Below are 22,050 nucleotides of genomic sequence, written 5' to 3'. Positions count from 1 at the left end.
GGCGCCCCGGTGACGCCTTCCATGTAGTCCACACAGCCATACTGCCCCGGCGCAAGTGGCGCGCGGCGCAGAAATTGGCCAACTCGCCGGAGAATACCTCGTCAGGTGTGCCGGCGGACACGGCGGTCACGCACGTGGCACCCGAAAACTACTGGTGAGTAGGTGTGTTGATCGTCGCGTACCTCGCCGGTCGGCGTGACGGAGCCCTCCCGAGAGGGCAGGATGGGCTTGGAAAAGCAGACTTTCTTGAACACGAAGGAACGCCAGTGACCACCGAACGCAAGCGCCCGGTCATCAGCGACGGCCTTCCCAGCCAGCTTCCGGACATCGATCCGGCTGAGACGCTGGAATGGATCGAGTCGCTGGACGGCGTCATTGATGAACGCGGGCGGCAGCGTGCCCGGTACGTGATGCTGCGCCTGCTCGAGCGTGCCAGGGAACGGCAGGTCGGCGTCCCGCCGCTCACCACCACCGACTACATCAACACCATCCCGCCGGAAGCCGAGCCGTGGTTCCCCGGTGACGAGGCGATCGAGCGCCGGATCCGGGCGTTCATCCGGTGGAACGCCGCGATGATCGTGCAGCGGGCCCAGCGTCCCGGCGTCGGGGTCGGCGGGCACATCTCGACCTTCGCCAGCTCCGCCTCGCTGTACGAGGTGGGCTTCAACCACTTCTTCCGCGGCAAGAACCACGCCGGCGGCGGGGACCAGATCTTCTACCAGGGCCACGCCTCCCCCGGCATGTACGCCCGCGCCTTCATGGAGGGCCGGCTCAGCGAGCAGCAGCTCGACGGGTTCCGCCAGGAGCTGTCCCACCCGGGCGGCGGCCTGCCCTCGTACCCGCACCCGCGGCTCATGCAGGACTTCTGGGAGTTCCCGACCGTCTCGATGGGGCTGGGCTCGCTGAACGCGGTGTACCAGGCCCGGTTCAACCGGTACCTGCACAACCGCGGGATCAAGGACACCTCGCAGCAGCGGGTGTGGGCCTTCCTCGGTGACGGCGAGACGGACGAGCCCGAGGTGCTGGGCTCGATCGCGCTGGCCGCCCGTGAGGAGCTGGACAACCTCACGTTCGTCGTCAACTGCAACCTGCAGCGGCTCGACGGGCCGGTACGCGGCAACGGCAAGATCATGCAGGAGCTGGAGAGCCAGTTCCGCGGGGCCGGCTGGAACGTCATCAAGGTCGTCTGGGGCCGCGAGTGGGACAACCTGCTCGCGGGTGACGCCGACGGCGCCCTGGTGAACCTGATGAACACCACGCCGGACGGCGACTTCCAGACCTACAAGGCCGAGTCGGGCGCGTTCGTCCGCGAGCACTTCTTCGGCCGGGACGTCCGGACCCGCAAGATGGTCGACGGCATGTCCGACGACGAGATCTGGGGCCTCAAGCGCGGCGGCCACGACTACCGCAAGCTGTACGCGGCGTACAAGGCCGCCGTCGAGCACACCGGCCAGCCGACCGTGATCCTCGCCAAGACGATCAAGGGCTGGACGCTGGGCGGCAACTTCGAGGGCCGCAACGCCACGCACCAGATGAAGAAGCTGACCGTCGACGACCTCAAGACGTTCCGCGACCGGCTGTTCATCCCGGTGACGGACGAGCAGCTCGCCGACCCGTACGCGGCTCCGTACTACCACCCGGGCTCGGACTCCGCCGAGTACGAGTACATGATGGAGCGCCGTTCGGCGCTGGGTGGCTCGCTGCCCAGCCGGAACCGCAAGCACATCCCGCTGGCCCTGCCGCCGAAGGAGACCTACGGCGACATCAAGAAGGGTTCCGGCAAGCAGAAGGTCGCCACGACGATGGCGTTCGTCCGGCTGCTCAAGGACCTGATGAAGGACAAGGGCATCGGGAAGCGCTGGGTGCCGATCATCCCGGACGAGGCGCGGACGTTCGGCATGGACGCCATGTTCCCGACCGCGAAGATCTACTCGCCGCACGGCCAGAACTACCTGCCGGTCGACCGGGAGCTGTTCCTGTCGTACAAGGAGTCGACGGCCGGGCAGATCCTGCACGAGGGCATCAACGAGGCCGGGTCGGTGGCGTCGTTCACGGCGGCTGGTTCGTCGTACGCGACGCACGGCGAGCCGATGATCCCGCTGTACATCTTCTACTCGATGTTCGGCTTCCAGCGGACCGCCGACGGGATCTGGGCGGCTGCCGACCAGATGTCGCGCGGGTTCCTGATCGGCGCGACGGCCGGGCGGACCACGCTGAACGGCGAGGGTCTCCAGCACGAGGACGGCCACTCGCTGCTCATCGCGGCGACCAACCCGGCCGTGGTGACGTACGACCCGGCGTGGGCGTACGAGATCGCGTACATCATGGAAGACGCCCTGCGCCGGATGTTCGGTGAGGTGCCCGAGGACCTGATCTACTACCTGACGGTCTACAACGAGCCGATCCAGCAGGTAGCCGAGCCGGCCGACGTCGACGTGAACGGCCTGCTCAAGGGCATCTACCGGTACCTGCCGGCCGCCAGCCACCCCAACCTGCCGCGCGCGAACATCCTCGCGTCCGGCACGGGCATGGGCTGGGCGACCAAGGCCCAGCAGCTGCTGGCCGACGAGTGGGGCGTGGCCGCCGACGTGTGGTCGGTGACCTCGTGGACGGAGCTGCGGCGGGACGCGGTGGAGTGCGAGGAGCACAACCTGCTGAACCCGGAGGCCGCCGCGCGGGTGCCGTTCGTGACCCAGCAGCTCGCCGAGGCGACCGGCCCGAAGGTCGCGGTCAGCGACTTCATGCGGGCCGTGCCGGACCTCATCTCGCGCTGGGTGCCGGGCCGCTACACCTCACTCGGTACCGACGGTTTCGGCCAGTCGGACACGCGGGGCGCGCTGCGCAGGCACTTCCACGTGGACGCCGAGTCGATCGTCGTGGCCACGCTGCGCGAGCTGGCCGCCGACGGGCAGGTGCCCGCCGAGCTGGTCGCGCAGGCCGTGAAGAAGTACCAGCTGCACGACGTCACCGCGATCGACGTGGTCGAGGCCGGCGGCGAGAGCTGACGCGGTAAGCACGGAGAAGGGCGGGTACCTGCGGGTGCCCGCCCTTTCTCGTGCGCTCGGGTTCTCACGTGCCGAGGTTCCGGACGAAGGGTTCGACGATCGCGCGCCAGCCGTCCGGGTTGTCGTAGTGCAGGACGTGGCCGGCGCCCGGTACCTCGGCGTAGCTGCCGAGCGGCAGGAGGGCTGCGGCTTCGCTCAGGGTCTCGCGCGAGGTCGTGCTCAGCTCGCCCTTGACCAGCAGCGCCGGGCACTGGACCGCCGCGAGTTGCGGGCGCAGGTCGCGGTTCTCCCAGGTGGCGACGATCTCCAGCATGTCAGCCACCGCGAAGGGCGGCTTGCCGTCAGGCATCTGTTCCGCGAAGAACCGGCCCATGCCCGCGTGTTCCCTGCCGAAGAAGGCCGCCACTTCGCCGGCGTCGGCGAAGGCCGGCCAGGACTCGAACCACGCGCGGTAGCCGCTGACCCGCTCCGGGATCACCACAGGCATGTCGCCGGCCACGATGCCGCGCACCAGATCGGGGCGGGCGCCGGCCACCTGCCAGGCGGTCATCCCGCCCATCGAGTGGCCGATCAGGACGGAAGGACCAGTCTTTTCGAGTACCTGGATGACGTCGGCGACCCGGGTCTCCTCGCCGAACGGCCCCCGGGGCGCGGCTCCGTGGCCCCGGCTGTCGAGCGCGTACACCCGGCCGAGGTCCGTGAGCCACTCGTGGCCGGTCCAGGACCGCGCGGAGCCCATCATGCCGTGGAGCAGGACGATCGGGGCGCCGGAGCCACCGTAGGACACCATCAGCCATACCTCGATTCGATATACCTCGGTTCGAGGTGCCACGATAGCAGCCATGCTGGTCCTGAGCATCCTGGGTTTCCTGGCCGAGGAACCGCTGCACGGCTACGAGCTGCGTGCCCGCATCCACCAGCTCTCCGGGCACGCCCGCCCGGTCAGCGACGGCAGCCTGTACCCGGCGATCACCCGGCTGACCGAGAAGGGCCTGCTCAGCCGGAGAGCCGAACCGGGCAGCTCAGCGGCCCAGCGGCAGGTACTGGAGCTGACCGAAGCCGGGCGCGCCGAACTGCTCCGGCGGCTCAGGGAACCGACCGACACCGAGATCAGCGACAGCACGCAGTTCTTCACGGTGCTGGCCTTCCTGTCGAAGCTGCCGGAACTGGCCGACCGGAACGCGGTACTCCGGCGCAGGCTCGCGTTCCTGGAGGCCGGCGGGCGGGGCTTCTTCCACCAGGAACAGGCCGACCCGTACCGGCAGGGGATGCTGACGATCGCGAAGGCGAGCAGCAAGGCCGAACGGGCGTGGCTCCGCTCGGTACTGGATAACTAGCTTGTCCGCCCTGAGGGCGATCGGCAGGATCGGGAGATGGAGAAACCAGCTGAGCACCTGACCGCCGGGGACATGACCCTGCGCAGGATGCGGCCAGAATTCGCTGACGAGCTGCACGCGCTGATCGAGGACGCCCGCGACCGGCTGTCGCCCTGGCTGCCGTGGGCGGCCGGGCAGCAGCTCGACGGCACCCGGGACTATCTCGAGAAGTCGGTCACCATGTGGGACGACGACGTGCACTACAACTACGTGATCTTCTGGCGGGGCGAGATGGCCGGCGGCTGCGGGCTGATGACCCGGCAGGGGCCCGGCAGGCTGGAGATCGGCTACTGGCTGGGCAACGCGGCAGAGGGCCACGGCGTGGCCAGCACCGCGTCCCGGCTGCTCACCGAGGCGTCCTTCGCCATCGACGGCATCGAGCACGTCGAGATCCGGCACGACGCGCTGAACGAGCGCAGCGGGGCCGTCCCGGCCCGGCTCGGCTTCACGGAGACCAGCAGGGAACCAGATGAGGACCGGGAACGGATCACCGTGATCTGGGAGCTGACCCGGGAGCGGTTCGCCGAACTTCACCGAACTTCGCCGAACGGGCAGTTGAGCTGATACCCGCGATCGAGCTACGGTGATCGAATGACCGCCGCCCGTACTGCGGCCATCGAAGCCGCTCTCGCCGTACCGCGTAAACCCGTCGACGCCTGGCGCCGCCGCGCTGACAACCTGCGCGAAAAAGGCAAGTCCCCGAGCACCGACGAGTACGCCGACCGGCTGCGGCCGTGGTTCCCCGAGGCTGATCAGCTCGCCGCCACCCTTGTCACGAAGGACGCAGTCGCCCTCGCCCGGCACCGCGCATGATCGGTGGGGTCGGAGGCTGGGTACTGGACGTTGCCGCACTTCTCGAGTTCGCCGACGCCACCACATATGCCGAGGCCGTCACCCGGGCGGCCCGGCGGCACAGCCTGACCATGCTGGTACCCATCGGCGTGCTCGCGGAGGCCTACGCCGCCCGGCCGCTCGCCCGGCACCGCAAGCGGCTCGAACCCATCCGCGACGAGCGCGACATGTGGCTGCTCACGCTGCCGGGTGACGTGCCGGCCGACGAACTGGCCCGGTACACGGCGCTGGCCAGCGGGGACCAGACCGCCGCGCACGTGGCCGTCACGGCGCTCCGGCGCGGCTGGCCGGTCGTGACCGACCGCGACCAGCTCTTCCACCGCATCGCCCCGGGACTGCAGATCATCCCGGCGTGATCGTGGGACCCCTCATGTCGCTATAGGGACATGAGGGGTCCCACGACTCATCGCCGCGCGCACCAGGTCGGCACGGGTGTGGGAGGCTGGGCGGCGTGACGACTCCGGAACCGCCGCTCTCGGCCACGATCAAGAACATCGAACGTGCCGCCGGAGGGCTGGCGACGCAGAGCGTGGCCAAAATGGAGGACGCGCTCGGCTGGTTCCGGGAGCTGCCGGCCGACCAGCGGTCCTGGGTCATGCTCGTCGCGCAGGCCGGCGTGCGGTCCTTCCTGGAGTGGCTGCGCGGCGAGGGTACGCCCGGCGAGGTCAGCGACGAGGTCTTCGACGCCGCGCCGCGCGAGCTGGCCCGGTCGATCACGCTCCAGCACACCGTTGCGCTGATCAAGGTCACCATCGACGTGGTCGAGGAGCAGGTGCCACGGCTCGCCGCGCCCGGCGAGGAGGCCGAGCTGCGGATGGCGGTGCTGCGCTTCTCCCGGGAGATCGCCTTCGCCGCCGCGAGGGTGTACGCGCGGGCCGCCGAGACCAGAGGCGCCTGGGACGCCCGGCTCCAGGCCCTGCTCGTCGACGCGCTGCTCCGAGGCGACTCCTCCGACGTGCTCGCCAGCCGGGCCGCCGCGCTCGGCTGGACGGACGCGAGCCCCGTGGCTGTGGCCGTCGGCCGGTCACCCGGCGGCGAGGCCAGCGCCGTCCTGCACGTCCTGCACCGGTCCGCGCGGCGGGTCGGCGTCGAGATCCTGGGCGGGGTGCACGGCGACCGGCTCGTCGTCGTCCTCGGCGGCACGGCCGACCCGGTCACGACGGCGGAGAAGCTGCTCGGCGGGTTCGGCGACGGGCCGGTCGTGGTGGGGCCCGCCGTCTCCTCGCTGGACGAGGCGACAGAGTCGGCGCGGGCGGCGCTCGCCGGGTACCGGGCAGCGCCGGCCTGGCCTGCCGCGCCGAGGCCCGTACCGGCGGCGGAGCTGCTGCCCGAGCGGGCCATCGCCGGCGACCCGGAGGCACGCCGTGTCCTGAGGGGCGTGATCTACGGCGGGCTGGCCAAGGCCGGCGGGGAACTCCTGGAGACCCTGGACGCCTTCTTCGCCGTCGGCGGGGTACTGGAGAGCGCCGCCCGGCAGTTGTACGTACACCCCAACACGGTGCGTTATCGCCTGCGCCGGATCGCCGAGGTCACCGGGCTGTCCCCGATGAACCCCCGGGAGGCCTTCGCGCTGCGGATCGCGCTCACGATCGGGCGGCTCGATCCGTCGGCGACTCCGCCCGCTGCGACGGTATAGCCGCCTCGGCCGGGGCTTCGGACGGGGCTTCGGGGGCGGGTTCAGCCTCCGGAGCGGGCTCAGCCTCAGAGGCGGGCTCAGCCTCGGTCCCGGCTGGCGTGCCGGGCTCCGGAGTGCTGGAAGGCGACCGGGTGGTGATCACCCGGTACATCAGGAAAAGGCAGAATCCGGCAGCGAGCAGGAGCGGCACGCCCAGCAGGAGCCCCCACAACGCGCTGGTGTGGTCCTTGCGGCGCAGCGCGCCGCCGTTGTCGGTGACCGCGATGTCCCTGCCCCGGTCGGCGGCGCTGAACGCCCGGCCGGTGACGGCACGCTCCTCGACGGCCCCGCCCTGCCAGCTGATCTCCAGCCGGCAGGTGTGCAGGTAGCCGAAGCCGTGCAGGCCAACTGGGGCCGACTTCTGGCAGGCGAGCACCTGGGCGTTCCCGTCGCGGCGGACGGGGTCGGTGAACGGCTCACCGAAGACCCCGAGCACCGTGCGCCAGCCGAGCAGCAGAATCAGGGCCGTGACCAGCAGCGCAATGCTTTTCCACCCGCGGTTCACCTGGATGCCACCTCTGTCGTGAGCTACCTCATAGCCGCCGCACACTAACCTGGGGGCGCAAGAAACCGGGCTGACCTGCGGTTAGGGATCTCGTTGTAGGAACCCTACAAGGTTTGTCGTGCGGATTGGTGGCGCGCGATAGGGCCAGGTTCACGCTGCGTCAGACAGAGTCGAGTACGTGCTTGCCGTTCTCGCTCCCGGCCAAGGCTCCCAGAAGCCCGGCTTCCTGACCCCGTGGCTCGACGTACCCGGCGCCGAGGCCCGGCTCCGCTGGTGGTCCGCGCTGGCGGGCATCGACCTGATCCACCTTGGTACCGAGGCTGGTGCCGACGAGATCAAGGACACCGCGAAGACCCAGCCGCTGCTGGTGGCCGCTGCTCTCCTGGCAGGCGAGCAGCTCCCGCTGCACGACGTCGCCCTCGTCGCCGGGCACAGTGTCGGTGAGCTCGGCGCCGCCGGGCTGGCCGGGGTGCTCAGCCCCGAGGCAGCTGTCACCCTGGCCGGCGTTCGCGGCCGGGAGATGGCGGCAGCCTGCGCGCTGGAGCCGACCAGCATGGCCGCCGTGCTCGGTGGCGTGCCGGAGGAGGTACTGGCGGCGATCGAGGCAGCCGGCCTCTACCCGGCCAACCGGAACGGCGCGGGCCAGATCGTCGCGGCCGGCGCCGCCGAGGGCATCGACAAGCTCGCCGCGAACTCCCCGGCCCGGGCGAAGATCATCCGGCTGGCGGTCGCTGGCGCGTTCCACACCCCGTACATGGCTCCGGCAGAGAAGGCCCTGGACGCCCTCGCGCCCGGCATCACGGTCGGCGACCCGCAGCGCCTCCTGCTGTCGAACCTGGACGGCACGGCCGTCACCTCGGGCTCCGAGGTGCTCCGCCGGCTCGTCGCGCAGGTCACCGCGCCGGTCCGCTGGGACCTGTGCATGGACACCCTCGCCGACCTCGGCGTGACCGCCGTGATCGAGCTGCCGCCGGCCGGTACTCTCGCCGGGCTGGTCAAGCGCGCGATCAAGGGCGTCGAGATCGTCACGGTGAACACCCCGGACGACCTGGCCGCCGCCCGTGACCTGATCGCCCGCCACGGGGTCGCCCCGACCCACGAGCCGATCCCGCAGTTCCACGTGGCCGTCGCGACGGCCGCCGGTAACTTCCGGCCCGCCGAGGACGTGTCCGAGGGCGCGGACGTAAGGAACAACCAGGTGATCGGGTTCGTCGAGACCCGCCAGGGCGACGTCGAGATCGCCACGCACGCAGCAGGCACCCTGATCGAGTGGCTCGCGCACCCGGCAGACCCGGTCGCACCGGGCCAGCCGGTCGCACGCCTGCACCCAGCTGGAGGCACCGCATGACTTTCTCCCGGATCGTGTCCATGGGGCACTACCAGCCGTCCCGGGTGCTGACCAACGACGACCTCGCCCAGATGGTCGACACCAACGACGAGTGGATCCAGTCCCGGGTCGGGATCAAGGAGCGGCGGATCGCCGACAGCGAGACCGTCGCCGACATGGCCTCGGCCGCCGCGGAGAAGGCGCTCGCCGGTTCCGGGCTGTCGGCCGCCGACATCGACCTCGTCGTCGTGGCCACCACCTCGTCGATCGACCGCTGCCCGAACGTGGCCACCCGGGTCGCCAAGAAGCTCGGCATCACCGCGCCGGGCGCCTTCGACCTGAACACCGCGTGCTCCGGCTTCTCCTACGCCCTGGCGACCGCCGACCACGCGATCCGGGCCGGCGCCTCGAAGAACGCGATCGTGATCGGCGCCGAGAAGCTGTCGGACATCACCGACTGGACCGACCGGACGACGTGCGTCATCTTCGCCGACGGCGCCGGTGCCGCCGTGGTCAGCGCCAGCGACACCGAGGGGATCAGCCCGGTGCTGTGGGGCTCGGAGCCCGACAAGGGCGACGCCGTGGTGATCGAGGGCTGGCGGCCGTACATCCAGCAGGCCGGGCAGACCGTGTTCCGCTGGGCGACGTTCAGCCTGCCGAAGCTGGCCGTGGAGGCCTGTGAGCGGGCCGGCGTGAAGCCGCAGGAGCTGGCGGCCTTCGTCCCGCACCAGGCCAACCTGCGGATCATCGAGCCGCTGGCCCGCAAGCTGGGCGCGCCGGACATCATCGTCGCCCGCGACGTGGTCGAGTCCGGCAACACCTCGGCGGCATCGATCCCGATGGCGCTGTCCAAACTGGTCGAGCGGCGGGAGATCCCGTCGGGCGCGCCCGTGCTGCTGTTCGGTTTCGGCGGGGGCCTGACCTATGCCGGTCAGGTCGTCCGCTGCCCGTAGAGTACGCGTTTGTCCACTAGGGACAATTTCTCCCCAGTAACACCCAGGGAACATCCAGGAAAGGAAAGGCAATGACGAAAGAAGAGATCGTGGCCGGCCTCGCCGAGATCCTCGAAGAGGTGGCCGGCGTGAACCCGGAGGACGTCACCGAGGACAAGTCCTTCACCGATGACCTCGATGTCGACTCGCTGTCCATGGTCGAGGTCGTCGTGGCCGCTGAGGAGAAGTTCGGTGTGAAGATCCCGGACGACGAGGTACAGAACCTCAAGTCCGTCGGTGACGCCGCCACCTTCGTCCTGAACCAGCAGGCGGCGTGATCATGGCCGACGTCGTAGTCACCGGACTCGGTGCGACGACCCCGCTGGGCGGGGACGCCGCCTCGACGTGGGCCGGGCTGCTGGCCGGGCGCTCCGGCGTCGGCCCCCTCACCCAGGACTGGGCGGAGCAGCTGACCGTGCGGATCGCCGCGCAGCTCGCCGAGGAACCCAGCCTGAAGATCGACCGGGTGCAGGCCCGGCGGATGGACCGTGCCGAGCAGATCGCCGTCATCGCGGCCCGTGAGGCGTACGCCGACGCCGGTCTCGGCGACGACCTGGACCGCGAGCGCCTCGGCGTCGTCGTCGGTACCGGGATCGGCGGTGCCACCACCATGCTCGCCCAGGACGACATCCTGGAGGCTTCCGGCCCGCGCAAGGTGTCCCCGCACACCGTGCCGATGCTGATGCCGAACGGGCCGGCGGCCTGGGTCGGCCTGACCTTCCAGGCGCAGGCCGGGGTGCACTGCCCGGCGAGTGCCTGCGCGACCGGTGCCGAGGCGATCGCCTGGGGCCTGGACATGATCCGCTCCGGCCGGGCCGACGTGGTGCTGGCCGGTGGCGTGGAGGCCGTGATCCACCCGCTGCCGATGGCCGGGTTCGCCTCGATGCGGGCGATGTCGGTCCGCAACGACGAGCCGCAGCGCGCCTCGCGGCCGTGGGACGCCGCCCGGGACGGTTTCGTCCTCGGCGAGGGAGCCGGCGTGATCGTGCTGGAGAGCGCAGAGCACGCTGCGGCCCGTGGCGCCAGGGTGTACGCGAAGCTGGCCGGCGCCGGGATGAGCTCCGACGGGTACGACATCGTGCAGCCGCACCCCGAGGGGATCGGCGCGGCGCGGGCGATCAAGATGGCCATCCGTGACGGCGGCCTGACCGGCGCTGACGTGCAGCACGTCAACGCGCACGCGACGTCGACCCCGGTCGGCGACATCGCCGAGATCAACTCGATCCGCGCGTCGATCGGTGACCACCCGGTGCTGACCGCGCCGAAGTCGATGCTCGGTCACCTGCTGGGCGCGGCCGGTGCCGTGGAGTCGATCGCGACGATCCTCTCCCTGCACGAGCAGATCATCCCGCCGACCATCAACCTGGAGAACCCCGACGAGGGGCTGACCCTGGACGTGGTCACTGGCGAGCCGCGCAAGATGCAGCTCGACGCCGCGCTGAACAACTCGTTCGGCTTCGGCGGGCACAACGTCGCCCTGCTGTTCACGCGAGCCTAGGAGTCCCTGCATGACTACCTCTCCTGTTTCGGCGGACGCCGTCACCGACGTGCGCGACCCGCTGCCCCGGCTGGAGGCACTGTTCGACGAGGGCACGGTCAAGCCGATGTCCCCGCGCGACGACTCGGGTGTGCTGAGTGTCCGTGGTGAGATCGACGGCGCTCCGGTCATCGCGTACTGCTCCGACGCCCGCCTGATGGGTGGCGCGATGGGTACCGACGGCTGCCAGCACATCGTGGGCGCCATCGACTCCGCGATCCGGGAGCGCATCCCGGTGATCGGCGTGTGGCACTCGGGTGGTGCCCGGCTGGCCGAGGGTGTCGTCGCGCTGGACGCGGTGGGCCAGGTCTTCGCGGCGATGGTCCGGGCCTCCGGCCGTGTCCCGCAGATCTCGGTCGTGCTCGGCCCGGCGGCCGGCGGTGCCGCGTACGGCCCGGCGCTGACCGACATCGTGGTCATGAGCGACACCGGCCGGATCTTCGTGACCGGTCCCGAGGTCGTGCGGAGCGTGACCGGCGAGCAGGTCGACATGGAGCGCCTGGGCGGCCCCGAGCCGCACGGCCGCCGGTCGGGCGTCGTGCACGTGACCACGAAGGACGACGCTTCCGCGCTGGCCAAGGCCCGTGAGCTGGCCTCGCTGCTCGGTCACCACGGCCGGTTCTCCCCGGCGGACGTGCCGGACTCGCCGGAGCTGGGCACGATCCTGCCGGAGCAGGTCAACCGGGCCTACGACGTGAAGCCGGTGGTCAAGGCCCTGCTGGACGCCCCGGGTGTCGAGCTGCACGCGAAGTGGGCGCCGAACATCGTCACGACGCTGGGCAAGTTCGCCGGGCGGACGGTCGGCGTGATCGCGAACAACCCGCTGCGGCTGGGTGGCTGCCTCGACGCGTCGAGCGCGGAGAAGGCCGCCCGGTTCGTCCGGATGTGCGACTCGCTCGGCGTGCCGCTGATCGTGCTCGTGGACGTCCCGGGTTATCTGCCCGGCGTCGGCCAGGAGTGGGACGGCGTGGTCCGCCGGGGCGCGAAGCTGCTGCACGCCTTCTCTGAGGCTGTGGTGCCGCGGGTGACCCTGGTGACCCGCAAGGCCTACGGCGGCGCGTACATCGCGATGAACTCGCGGTCGCTCGGCGCCACCGCCGTGTTCGCCTGGCCGAACTCCGAGGTCGCCGTCATGGGTGCCTCGGCTGCCGTGAACATCCTGCACCGCAAGAAGCTCGCCGCCGCCAAGCCGGAGGACCGGGAGGCGCTGCGGGCCCAGCTGATCGAGGAGCAGATCCAGACGGCAGGCGGGGTCGGCCGGGCGCTGGAGATCGGCGTGGTCGACGAGGTCATCGAGCCGGTCATCACCCGCCGCCGGATCGCTGAGGCCCTGGCCGCCGCGCCGTCCGCCCGTGGGGCCCACGGCAACATCCCGCTGTAAGCACTGCGCTTCAACGACGCACAAGGCCGGGAGGTCCCTTCCGCAGTCACCGCGACTGCGGGAGGTGCCCTCCCGGCCTTCGTTCTTCTCTCTGGTACGAGCAGACGGGCTCCAGCCCCTGCGCCCGCGTCCCCGGCTGACCGGCCCGCGCGCATCCTGCGGTTACAGGCTGCTGGCGGCGATGTTGCCGTAGGCGGTGGTGGCGTGGATGGTCAGGCCGGGCGTACCACCCGTGTTCCGGAGCGCGTTGCTGATCCGGCCGTAGGACGTACCGGCGTCGAGGGTCGCGCTGACCCCGGCCGCAGCGCCCGCCGTGATGTTCCCGGCCTGGGTACGCAGGACGACGGTGCCGCTCGTGGCCTCGCTGACCGTGATGTCGCCCTTCTCCGTCTTGATCTCGGCGGACCCGCCGAGCCTGCCGACCGTGATATCGCCGGCCGCGATGGTCAGCCGGGCGCTCGCGGCCTCGTCGACCTTGATCGAGCCGTGCGCGCTCTCGACGACCGTGTCGCCGAGCCGCCCGACCGCGCGGATCTCCGCGCTGGCCGCCTTCACCTCGGCCCGCGAACCGGCCGGCAGCTGCACCGTGACCTCGATGGCCCCGGACGCCCCGAAGTACTGGTTCTTCGCGCTGGCCTTGATCCGCAGCACACCCTCGGTGAACTCGACCGTGGTCTGCCCGGCGAGCTCCACGTCGCGGCTCTTGCCGGCGTCGGCCGGGCGGATCTCGACGGTGGTGTCCGCGCGGTCGGCGGCGATCAGCTGGATCCGGCCGGCCGGGATGTCGATGGTGGCGGCGATCGGGGCGGTGGTGTCGTACGAGTACATGGTGTGTGCTCCTGTGGTGTGTGGTGCCGTTCTTTCTGACAGGAGAAACGCTACGTTGCTTTCCATCGTCGAGCAACAAGCTCGTTGCGCAAGAGCAGCATTTACACAGCTCATAGCCTTCCAATCATTGCAATGGTTCCGAATTTAATGCAACGTACGGCTCGGGTACGTTGCAATGGATTGCGAGCGAACGCTATGCTGGGGCCTCAGGGACCATGAAGGAGGCCGTGATGCCGGGAGGCAGGCTCACCCAGCAGGAACGCCAGCAGATCGCACTCGGGCTGGCCGACGGCCTGGCGTACGCGGAGATCGCCCGGCGGCTCGACCGGCCCACCTCGACCATCACCCGCGAGGTGATGCGCAACGGCGGCCCGGCCTCCTACCGCGCAGACCTGGCCCACCGCGCCACCGAACGCCGCGCCCACCGCCGCCGGCCGGCCACCCCCCGCACGCCGGAGGCGCTCCCCCAGGCCCACGGGCGCGACCCCGAGGCGGTGCGGGAGTACGAGGAGGCGTTCACGACCGTCCTCATGCAGTCCGGGTTGCCGAAGATGATGGCGCGGGTGCTGTCCTGCCTGTACCTCACCGACTCCGGCAGCCTCACGGCCGCCGAGCTGGTCCAGCGGCTCCAGGTCAGCCCGGCGTCCATCTCCAAGGCGATCACGTTCCTCGACGGTCAGGGGCTCGCCCGCCGGGAGCGCGACGAGCGCCGCCGCGAGCGCTACGTCGTCGACGACGACGTGTGGTACCAGGCGATGGTGGCCAGCGCGCGGGCCAACGCCCAGGTCATCGAGACCGCCCGGAAGGGCGTGAGCATCCTCGGTCACGGCACCCCGGCGGGTACGCGCATGGAGAACATCGCCCGCTTCCTCGACTTCGTCAGCGAGAGCATGACGCGCGCCGCCGAGCAGGCCCGCGCCGTCCTCCACACCCGCCCCGAACCGCCCCAGGAGAGCTCAGGCTGACAGGTCCACCGGGAGCCGGCCCGTGGGGGCTGACTGGCCGGTGAGGACGGCTGCGAGGGCCCGCACGGTGTGCGGGGTCGTGCCGAAGGCCGCGATCAGGGTGGGCGAGGTGGCGTCGGCCAGCACGTACGGGGCACCGAGGGCCACGGTCACCGCCGCGCCGGGTACGAGATCGGCGGGGGTGGCGACCAGGTGGACGCGATGCTCGCCTGGTACGAGATGGGATTGGAGAGACGCGGCCAGATCCTGGAGATCCGGTGGGGCGGTGACCCGGCAGGCGGCCAGGACCGGGTCGCCACGGACCACGGTGATCGCGGCAGCGGCAGCGCGCGCCGCGATGGCCTGATGCGCCGGGGTCCCCACCTCGGTCCGGCGCCGGAGGCTGGCGATCCGTCCGGTGAGGACACGGACGCGCTCGGCGGCCTCGGCCAGCCGGGCGACCGGCAGCCTGCCCGACTGGGCGGTGCGGACGATGCCGTGGAAGGCCGCCTCCGGGTCAGCGGGCATCAGCAGCAGGTCGTTGCCTGCCAGCAGTGCCCGCACCGCGAGTTCGCCCGGATCCCCGGCCAGCGCCTTCATGTCGAGCGCGTCCGTCACGACGACACCACCGAACCCGAGGTCCTCGCGGAGCACGCGGATCACGCGGTCCGACAGGGACGCCGGCACGCCCGGGTCGACGCTCCGCACGTCGAGGTGGCCGATCATGGTCAGCCAGGCTCCCGTGTCCTGGAACGGCCCGAGGGCCACGTCGTCCACGACGGGCAGCTCGTGATGGCTGTCGGCGAGCGTGCCGCCGTGGCCGGGAAAATGCTTCGGGCAGGCCGCGACGCCCTGTGACTGCATGCCCCGCACAGCGGCCCGGACATGCCGAGCCACCGCATCCTCGTCCGCGCCGAACGACCGCGCGCCGATGACCCGGCTCGGGACGGCGAGATCGGCGACCGGAGCGAAGTTGACGCCGATCCCGAGGGCCGACAGCTCGGCCCCCGCCATCCGCCACGCGGCCTCGGTGAGCGCCGGGTCGTCCGCAGCCCCGAAACCCATCGGGGCAGGCAACGGGGTCAGGCCCTCCCGGATCCTGGCGACCGGCCCGTACTCCTGGTCGATGCCGACCAGGCCGGAAGCCGAGTGGCCCGGGAGGTCGTTCCCGGTCATCACGATCAGATGCGGGATGGCGTACGCGGCTGCCAGGGCACGGTGCGCCGCCTCGGGCATCAGCACGGCCGCGGCGAGCCGGGCCAGCTCCGGGGGCGTCGGACCGGCGGCGGGCGGGATGTCAGCCGACCTGGGTGAGCCAGGTGATCGGGGCCCCGTCGCCGGCGTGCCGGTACGGCTCGAGTTCGTGGTCCCAGGCGGAGCCGAGCAGCCGGTCGAGGCCGTGCTGGAGGGCTTCGGCACCGGTCGCGGAGGCCATGAGAGTACGGAGCCGGTCCTCGGAGAGCACGATGTCGCCGTTGGCGCTCATCGCGGCCCGGAACAGGCCCTGGCTGGGCACGAACATGATCCGCTCGCCGTCGTAGCCGGGACTGGGCTCCTCGGTGACCTCGAACCGGGTCATCGGCCACTGCCTCAGGGCAGCGGCGAGCTCAGCTCCCGCTCCGGGGCGACCGGACCAGGTGCATTCCGCCCGCAGGGCGGGCGGCTCGGCGGGCTGTGCGGTCCACTCCAGTCGCACGGGTGTGCGCAGGACACGCCCGATAGCCCACTCGACGTGTGGGCACACGGCGGGCGGGGTCGAGTGGACATACACGACGCCTCGTGTAGGCACTTGTGACCTCCCGGGTGACCGAGGTTCGTCTTCCCCCACGGCCTCGCTCAGCCAGAATGTCGTTACCCATGATGCAGGCTGCGGCGGCTGTTGCGCCAGTGAACCGAGAAACTCCGGTGAAACATCCGCCGAACGGCGAGTGTACCGGTTTGTCCCCTGCGGCCAGCATCACCCCCTGCCCCGCCCCCGGCCCGTTCGACGTGCGGCGGAGGGCTCGGGTAGAGTTGCTTACCGGCCATTGGGCCGATCATTCTTCACGTCCGTATGCAAGGAGTTTCGCGTGGCTAGCAACACGTCGAAGACCGCGCGCGCGTCAGTCCGCGCCGGCCAGGCAGGTGCCGCTGGCGGCGCGCTCAGCGTGCTCGGCGAGTTCAAGTACCTGATCCCGCTGAACGGCGGGAAGCACGTCTACGTGCGGAACCTGACCAACGGCAAGACCGTGCACCTGAGCACCACCTCGGAGAAGTTCGTCGAGGAGATCAAGGTGCTGGCCGCCGCGGGTCACACCGCCAAGATCCGCGCCGAGCTGGCCGTCCTGGCCACCTCGCACCCGAACGACGGCTGGGCCGCCACCGAGGCTCGCCTGGTCGAGGCCGGCGCGTTCGGCGACGAGGCCGCCGCCTAGGTTCCACCACAGTTGTGCCCGGTGCCCCGGGCGGTCATCCGTGACCGCCCGGGGCACCGGTTTTTTGCTTCCGGCGCGGCCGCAGACCAGCCCATACCTGCCACTGGACCTGTGACTAGAAGATGATCATCGCCAGCCAGACCAGCACCAGCACGGGTGCGACCGCTCCGGCGGCGGTGAAGGCCACCGCGATCCCACGGCGGAGTCGCGAGGCCTGGCGCCCGCGCAGGTACAGCGGGGTGGCGACAGTGAAACCGGCGGCCGGTAAGGCGGGAAGCAGGAAGAGGGCGAGCATGAAGTCCTCCGCGTCCCGCAGGCTGCCCGTGTTACTTGTGGCCGCCATGTAGTACACCACCGCGAAGCCCCCGCACCCCACGGCCAGGATCCCGGTCACCATGGCAGCCCAGGTGGTCCAGTGTGGTTCGCGGAGGCCGGCCGCTGTCAGGTTGCCGGTGTAGGCCTGGATCGTTTCCCCGTTGGGCATCTCGCACCTCTCTACGGCTCGCTTGCGTGTCCCGGGACGGTAGCGCAGTGCGCCGCCGCGAGGGTGCCCCGGCGAATATGGCGGGCGGTTATGCTCCCCCGCTATGCCAGAGTTTTCTGACGCGTACGCCCCGCACGTCCCGGCCAGGTACCGGCGGGGGGCTCCGGCCGTCGGGGCGGGGCTCGCCATCCTGCTCGGCGGTCTGCTCGGTGTGATCGCAGGCGGGTTCGGGCTGGCTGTGCTGCTGGGCGAGGCCTCGGGGCCGCTCGGGGCCGGGAGCCTGCTGCTCGGGCTGGGCGGGTTCGGATACGCGGGCTGGGCGGGCGCTGCCTGGTACCGGACGCGGCAGCTCGGCGAGGCCGTCCTCACGGCCGCCGCCCTGGAGGCCATCGCGGAGGGCGACCCGGCGCTCGGGGCCGTGGCGGCGCGGGCGCAGCGGGCCGCCGGGCTGGTACGCGAGAGCCGGCCATACCGCGACAAGTGGCTGCCGATCGCCCCGGCCGAACTGGACAGAGCCGAGTGGACGATCCTCGCCGAGGTCGCGGCGCTCGCCGCCCAGCCGGAGATCCCGGCGGAGCCCGGGCTGGACGACCTGCGGGCCAGCAGGGCCCAGGCGCGCGAGGCCCGGCTCACGGCCCTGGACGGGCAGGCCGCGGCGCTGGAGCAGCTCGCGCTGGGTACGCGAAGACTGGAACTGACGGCCGGGGACGCTGAGCTCCCGGCGGCCGGGGCAGCACCAGCATCCACTCTCGACGATGCCCTGTCCGCGATCTCGGACCTGGAGAGCTATCTCCGCAGCAGGTAATCGGGTACTGTTCGGCAACTTGCCGGCCAGCCGGTGAGATCGACGTCAGCCAACCACGGGAGGAAAGTATGGCCGCAGCCAACGGCCTGGTGATCGAACGGATCCTGCGCGACCGCGAGGGGATCTGGCGGCAGATCATCGAAGAGCGCAAGCTGCGCCAGCTCACCGGCCAGATGCTGGCCAGCTCCGCCATCGCGCTGGCGGTGTACGGTTTCGTGCTCGGGTTCTTCAACAGCTTCGCCCAGGCTGCCGTGTCGATGGTGAAGCTGCCGATCCTGTTCCTGGTGACGCTGGCGATCTGCCTGCCGACGCTGTACCTGTTCAACCTGGTCTTCGGCGCGAAGCTGTCGATCGGGCAGGCGGTGTCGCTCGTGATGACCTCGATCACCGTGATGTCGACCCTCGCGCTCGCCTTCGCGCCGATCAGCCTGTTCTTCCTGCTCACCGCGCCCAACTACTCGTTCTTCAAGCTGCTGAACGTGGCGATCCTGGTGCTGAGCGCGACAGTCGGGCTCAAGTTCCTCACGTCGGGCATGGTCGCCTTCAACGAGCACCACGAGCGGCAGGCGGCGAGGACCGCGCTGGAGCTGGCGAAGGCCGAGGCCGCCGAGGCGCCGAAGGAGGCGGAGGCCGAGCAGCTGGCGCTGGTCGCCGTGGCCGCGCCGCAGAACGGTGCCGTCGTGGCCCCGATGAGCGTGCCGGTCCAGCCCCACCCCATGCAGCAGCACCCCGGGCAGCCTCACCCCGGGCAGCGGATCGTGCACCCGGTCCACCCCGGGCACCCCGGGTACCCGGGTCAGCAGATGCCCCAGCAGCGGCCGGCCAGCATGAGCCTGCTCTACATCTGGATCCTGCTGTTCGGCTTCGTCGGCACGCAGCTCGGCTGGACGCTCCGGCCGTTCTTCGGCGACAAGAGCCTCGAGTTCCAGCTGTTCCGCGGGCTCGAGGGCAACTTCTACGTCGACGTCGTCCGGACGATCTCGCACCTCTTCTAGTCAGCGTCTGGCTGCGGCCGGCGGTGGTTCGACCCCGTCGGCCGGCAGCCCGAGCGCCGACATCGCCGCGACGTAGCGGTCGTAGGCCCTGCCAGCCTCACCGTGCCGCCCGGCGGCGCTCAGCAGCCGGATGCAGTCCTGGTGCCCGGCCGCGTCGTAGGGGTCGGCCTCCAGGAGACGCAGCAGGGCACGGACAGCCCCGTCGGTGTCTCCGGCTTCCGCCGCCAGTCTGGCCAGCGCCCGTTCGACCTGGATGAAGGTCGAGCGGGCGTAGTCGCGTACGGGGGCAGCCCAGTCGTCGTACGGCTCGTCGGCGAGGAAGTCGCCCGGGTAGGCACGGTCGGCGTCGGTGAGCGGCGGGAGCGCGTCCCCGTTGCCGGAGGCCAGCCGGAGACCGTGCTCGGCCGTGCTCAGGAAGCTCTCCAGGTCCACGTCGACGTGACTGAGGTCGAGGGCCGCGCTCGACGAGTCGGCGCGCACGTACCAGTCGGGCCCGCGCCGCTTCTCCGGGTCGAGCACGGCGCGCAGCACCGACAGGGCGACCGTGAGCCGGTGGGCCACTTTGGACGGTTCTTCCCCGCCCGGCCACAGCAGCTCGGCCAGTTCCTCGCGGGGTACGGCGCGGCCGCGCCGGGCGGTGAGGATGCGCAGCAGGTCGCGGGCCTTGCGGGACTGCCAGGCCCCGGCAGGGAGGGGTTCGCCGCCGATCAGCACGGTGAAGTGGCCGAGGGTCCTGACCGCGACACTGTCCACTGTGCCGCTACCCGGCCAGCGCGCCGTGGCGATGCCGAGCGCGGTGAGCCGCCCGGCGGCGACCCGCCCGGCGGACCTGGTCTCGGTGTCGGCCCCGGGAAGCTGGCCGAGCACGGCGCTGAGCCGGTCGGCGTTGAGGCTGGCTCCGGCGTCCTGCCAGGTGCGGCGGGCTTCGAGGTACGCGCGGCGCGCCTCGGCCGGCTCGGTGCTGGCGTGCCCGGCCAGTTCGAGGGCGTCGGCGAGGGCCGCCATGTCGGCGTGCCTGCGGGCGTGGCTGGCTGCGGTACGGGCGGCGGCGGCCGCCTGCTCCTGGTCACCGGCCGCGAGCGCGACCTCGCCGGCCGCCAGGTACGCGAGGGCTGCGAAGTGGCCGGGCTGCCCGCCGGGGCACGCGGCTTCCACTGCGCGCCGGGCGGCGCCGGCGGCGATGGCCGGATCGTCGGCTGCCGCGCTCCGGGCCAGGCCGGCCAGGGCCGGGATCAGCCCTTGCAGGTCGGCGTCGGCACCGGCGATCCGGGCGGCTTCCTCGAAGACGGCACGGGCCAGGGCCAGCCGGCCGTGGAGGCGGTGCAGTTCGGCTGCGCCGTTGAGGGCGTAGGCGACCTTGCGGGAGCCCATGCGCCGGTACAGCTGTGCGCCGCGGGCATAGTCCTGCTCGGATTCGGCGAGGTGGCCGAGGCGGAGGAGGATCTCGGCGCGGTTGCACAGCGCGAGGGCGAGCATGGCGGCGTAGCCGGACTGTTCGGCGAGCTGCACGGCCGGGCGGACCTGGAGCAGCGCCTCCGCGTACCGGCCCTCCTGGTGCAGGATGCTCGCCTGGTTGGCCCTGATCCGCGTCACCTGCACCACGTCCCCGGCGGCCTCGGCGAAGCCCAGTGCCAGGTCGTAGTGCTGGTGCCTGCCGACACGATCGCCGGTCAGCCCGCAGTGGAGCGCCTGGGCGATGTGCGCGGTGGCCAGGGCGGCGTCGTCGGAGAGGCTGGCCGCGAGGTTCATGGCGCGGGCTGCCAGGTCGCCTGCCGACGCCGGGTCGCCGAGCATCCACTTCGCGGCGGCCGACCAGCCGAGCAGGAGCGCGCTGTCGCTGTCGGAGCCGAGGTCAGCGCGTTCGAAGTAGGCACCGGCGGCCTGTGGCTTGCCGCGCAGGTACTCAACGACGCCCGCTCGCCACGCCAGGCCGGCCGGGAGCGAGTCGGCGGGGCCGGCCAGGGCCGCGTACACCTCGGAGGCGCTGTCGCTGTCGCCCGTGACCTGGAGCGCCTCGCCCAGCATGAGACGCAGCTGCGCGTCCCGGCTCTCCGCCGCGCGCAGGCACGTCGCGACCAGCTCGGCATGGCCGGCGGCGATGAGCCCGTCGCCGTGCGCACGCAGCAGGCCAGCTGCCCCTTCGTGATCGGGTGCGTCGAGGAAGCAGCGCACGGCCAGGTCGTATTTCCTGTTTTCCTGGTACCGGGCCGCGCCCTCCACCAGCGCCGCGTGCCGCTCAGCCCCGGTCAGTGGCCGCCAGGCACGCACGGCGTCGGCCACGGCCGGCAGGAGGCGGCCGTCGCGGACGAGCCCGAGCGCGGCCAGCGCGGCCGTGAACGTGACCGGGAATCCGTCCACTGTGGGCAGGTAGGCGGCGGTGCGGAGCTGCTTGCGGAGGGGTACTGGCAACTCGGCCAGCACCTCGTCGATCAGGTACCCGGTGACCGCCGCCGCCGGGTCTCCCCCGCTGGCGAGCGCCCGGCTGGCCAGGTGGACGAGGGCCGGCCAGCCCCCGGTGTACGCGGCCATGTCGCTCGTCCCGTGACGGCCGAGGATCTGAGCGGTCTCCGGCCCGGGCAGCGCGAGGTGCACGGGCCCGACCTCGCCGACGACGCCCCGGCCGCGCCACCTGGCGGGCACGGCGATCCGGTGCCGGGAGGTCAGTACGAGCCGGGTCTCCGGCCAGTTCGCGAAGCGGGCGATCACGTCGTCGGGCAGCCGCGTGCCGGCCGGCAGGTCCTCGGCCACGTACAGGGCCGGGCCTCCGTCGACCGCGCCGAGGTCCGCGAGGGTCACTTCGCGCGCCGAAAGGGACCGTGACCAGCGGCGTACCACTGTGGACTTCCCGTATCCGGCGGCGGCCGTCACAACCGTCACGGCGGCAGGCGGGAGTAACCCGAAACCCTCCATGAATACATCTCACCATGTCG

The 22,050-nt window shown here is 71.4% G+C and carries 22 protein-coding genes; 15 read left to right on the top strand and 7 right to left on the bottom strand.

Annotation, left to right across the window (positions count from 1 at the left end; genetic code table 11):
- Positions 1-266 precede the first annotated feature (266 nt).
- Positions 267-3,005, top strand: a complete 2,739-nt coding sequence (aceE, locus tag A3G1_RS0110540) for a pyruvate dehydrogenase (acetyl-transferring), homodimeric type (protein WP_018349441.1) — start codon at positions 267-269, stop codon at positions 3,003-3,005.
- A gap of 64 nt (positions 3,006-3,069) precedes the next feature.
- On the opposite strand, the gene A3G1_RS34195 is transcribed toward aceE, so the two are convergent.
- Positions 3,070-3,795, bottom strand: coding sequence for an alpha/beta fold hydrolase (locus A3G1_RS34195; protein ID WP_018349440.1), 726 nt, complete (start codon positions 3,793-3,795; stop codon positions 3,070-3,072).
- 52 nt (positions 3,796-3,847) lie between these two features.
- Between A3G1_RS34195 and A3G1_RS0110530 the strand changes: the two genes are divergently transcribed.
- The 5 genes from A3G1_RS0110530 (at position 3,848) to A3G1_RS0110510 (ending at position 6,869) form a co-directional block, all read left to right on the top strand.
- On the top strand, positions 3,848-4,342 hold the full coding sequence (locus A3G1_RS0110530) for a PadR family transcriptional regulator (RefSeq protein ID WP_018349439.1): 495 nt from the start codon (positions 3,848-3,850) through the stop codon (positions 4,340-4,342).
- A gap of 36 nt (positions 4,343-4,378) precedes the next feature.
- Complete coding sequence (locus tag A3G1_RS34190) at positions 4,379-4,945, top strand: GNAT family N-acetyltransferase (protein WP_018349438.1); 567 nt, start codon at positions 4,379-4,381, stop codon at positions 4,943-4,945.
- Between the two features lie 27 nt (positions 4,946-4,972).
- Positions 4,973-5,194 (top strand): hypothetical protein, encoded by a 222-nt coding sequence (locus A3G1_RS0110520; RefSeq protein WP_018349437.1) that lies wholly within the window; start codon positions 4,973-4,975, stop codon positions 5,192-5,194.
- On the top strand, positions 5,191-5,589 hold the full coding sequence (locus tag A3G1_RS0110515; protein ID WP_018349436.1) for a hypothetical protein: 399 nt from the start codon (positions 5,191-5,193) through the stop codon (positions 5,587-5,589). The genes A3G1_RS0110520 and A3G1_RS0110515 overlap by 4 nt, the downstream gene beginning before the upstream one ends.
- Before the next feature lie 95 nt (positions 5,590-5,684).
- A complete protein-coding gene (locus A3G1_RS0110510; protein WP_018349435.1) occupies positions 5,685-6,869 on the top strand; it encodes a PucR family transcriptional regulator in 1,185 nt (394 codons plus the stop codon).
- Here the strand turns inward: A3G1_RS0110510 and A3G1_RS0110505 are convergent.
- Positions 6,817-7,413, bottom strand: coding sequence for a DUF6346 domain-containing protein (locus A3G1_RS0110505; protein WP_018349434.1), 597 nt, complete (start codon positions 7,411-7,413; stop codon positions 6,817-6,819). The genes A3G1_RS0110510 and A3G1_RS0110505 overlap by 53 nt on opposite strands.
- A 178-nt stretch (positions 7,414-7,591) precedes the next feature.
- Between A3G1_RS0110505 and A3G1_RS0110500 the strand changes: the two genes are divergently transcribed.
- The 5 genes from A3G1_RS0110500 (at position 7,592) to A3G1_RS0110480 (ending at position 12,650) form a co-directional block, all read left to right on the top strand.
- Positions 7,592-8,761 carry an acyltransferase domain-containing protein gene (locus A3G1_RS0110500; RefSeq protein ID WP_018349433.1) on the top strand — a complete coding sequence of 390 codons (1,170 nt, stop codon included), beginning with the start codon at positions 7,592-7,594 and terminating at the stop codon, positions 8,759-8,761.
- Entirely contained in the window at positions 8,758-9,693 is a 936-nt protein-coding gene (locus A3G1_RS0110495; RefSeq protein ID WP_018349432.1) for a beta-ketoacyl-ACP synthase III, read from the top strand. The genes A3G1_RS0110500 and A3G1_RS0110495 overlap by 4 nt, the downstream gene beginning before the upstream one ends.
- A gap of 71 nt (positions 9,694-9,764) precedes the next feature.
- The gene (locus A3G1_RS0110490; RefSeq protein WP_018349431.1) at positions 9,765-10,010 is read left to right on the top strand and encodes an acyl carrier protein; all 246 of its coding nucleotides are present in this window, start codon (positions 9,765-9,767) and stop codon (positions 10,008-10,010) included.
- The gene (fabF, locus tag A3G1_RS0110485) at positions 10,007-11,230 is read left to right on the top strand and encodes a beta-ketoacyl-ACP synthase II (protein WP_018349430.1); all 1,224 of its coding nucleotides are present in this window, start codon (positions 10,007-10,009) and stop codon (positions 11,228-11,230) included. The genes A3G1_RS0110490 and fabF overlap by 4 nt, the downstream gene beginning before the upstream one ends.
- Positions 11,231-11,240: 10 nt before the next feature.
- Entirely contained in the window at positions 11,241-12,650 is a 1,410-nt protein-coding gene (locus A3G1_RS0110480; protein ID WP_018349429.1) for an acyl-CoA carboxylase subunit beta, read from the top strand.
- A 162-nt stretch (positions 12,651-12,812) separates the two neighbouring features.
- On the opposite strand, the gene A3G1_RS0110475 is transcribed toward A3G1_RS0110480, so the two are convergent.
- The gene (locus A3G1_RS0110475; RefSeq protein WP_018349428.1) at positions 12,813-13,478 is read right to left on the bottom strand and encodes a DUF4097 family beta strand repeat-containing protein; all 666 of its coding nucleotides are present in this window, start codon (positions 13,476-13,478) and stop codon (positions 12,813-12,815) included.
- Positions 13,479-13,708: 230 nt separating this feature from the next.
- Here A3G1_RS0110475 and A3G1_RS0110470 point away from each other — a divergent pair, with 230 nt between their 5' ends.
- Positions 13,709-14,443, top strand: a complete 735-nt coding sequence (locus A3G1_RS0110470) for a GbsR/MarR family transcriptional regulator (protein ID WP_026212005.1) — start codon at positions 13,709-13,711, stop codon at positions 14,441-14,443.
- On the opposite strand, the gene A3G1_RS34185 is transcribed toward A3G1_RS0110470, so the two are convergent.
- Positions 14,435-15,658 (bottom strand): glycoside hydrolase family 3 protein, encoded by a 1,224-nt coding sequence (locus tag A3G1_RS34185; protein WP_245563474.1) that lies wholly within the window; start codon positions 15,656-15,658, stop codon positions 14,435-14,437. The two genes, A3G1_RS0110470 and A3G1_RS34185, sit on opposite strands and share 9 nt — an antisense overlap.
- A gap of 61 nt (positions 15,659-15,719) precedes the next feature.
- A complete protein-coding gene (locus A3G1_RS0110460) occupies positions 15,720-16,211 on the bottom strand; it encodes a DUF3145 domain-containing protein (RefSeq protein ID WP_026212004.1) in 492 nt (163 codons plus the stop codon).
- 280 nt (positions 16,212-16,491) lie between these two features.
- Between A3G1_RS0110460 and A3G1_RS0110455 the strand changes: the two genes are divergently transcribed.
- The gene (locus A3G1_RS0110455; protein WP_018349424.1) at positions 16,492-16,836 is read left to right on the top strand and encodes a hypothetical protein; all 345 of its coding nucleotides are present in this window, start codon (positions 16,492-16,494) and stop codon (positions 16,834-16,836) included.
- Between the two features lie 115 nt (positions 16,837-16,951).
- Here the strand turns inward: A3G1_RS0110455 and A3G1_RS0110450 are convergent, their stop codons facing one another.
- Positions 16,952-17,320: a hypothetical protein gene (locus A3G1_RS0110450; RefSeq protein WP_018349423.1), complete on the bottom strand. Its 369-nt coding sequence runs from the start codon at positions 17,318-17,320 to the stop codon at positions 16,952-16,954.
- Positions 17,321-17,423: 103 nt separating this feature from the next.
- Between A3G1_RS0110450 and A3G1_RS0110445 the strand changes: the two genes are divergently transcribed.
- Positions 17,424-18,125, top strand: coding sequence for a hypothetical protein (locus tag A3G1_RS0110445; protein WP_018349422.1), 702 nt, complete (start codon positions 17,424-17,426; stop codon positions 18,123-18,125).
- Positions 18,126-18,193: 68 nt separating this feature from the next.
- Positions 18,194-19,120 (top strand): proline-rich domain-containing protein, encoded by a 927-nt coding sequence (locus A3G1_RS0110440; RefSeq protein WP_018349421.1) that lies wholly within the window; start codon positions 18,194-18,196, stop codon positions 19,118-19,120.
- On the opposite strand, the gene A3G1_RS0110435 is transcribed toward A3G1_RS0110440, so the two are convergent.
- Complete coding sequence (locus A3G1_RS0110435) at positions 19,121-21,997, bottom strand: ATP-binding protein (protein WP_157641044.1); 2,877 nt, start codon at positions 21,995-21,997, stop codon at positions 19,121-19,123.
- Positions 21,998-22,050 lie beyond the last annotated feature (53 nt).

It is taken from the genome of Longispora albida DSM 44784 (assembly GCF_000379825.1).
GTDB classification, from domain to species: domain Bacteria; phylum Actinomycetota; class Actinomycetes; order Mycobacteriales; family Micromonosporaceae; genus Longispora; species Longispora albida.
The sequence above is the reverse complement of the archived record's forward strand: the minus strand, read 5'-3'. Positions and strand labels throughout refer to the sequence as shown.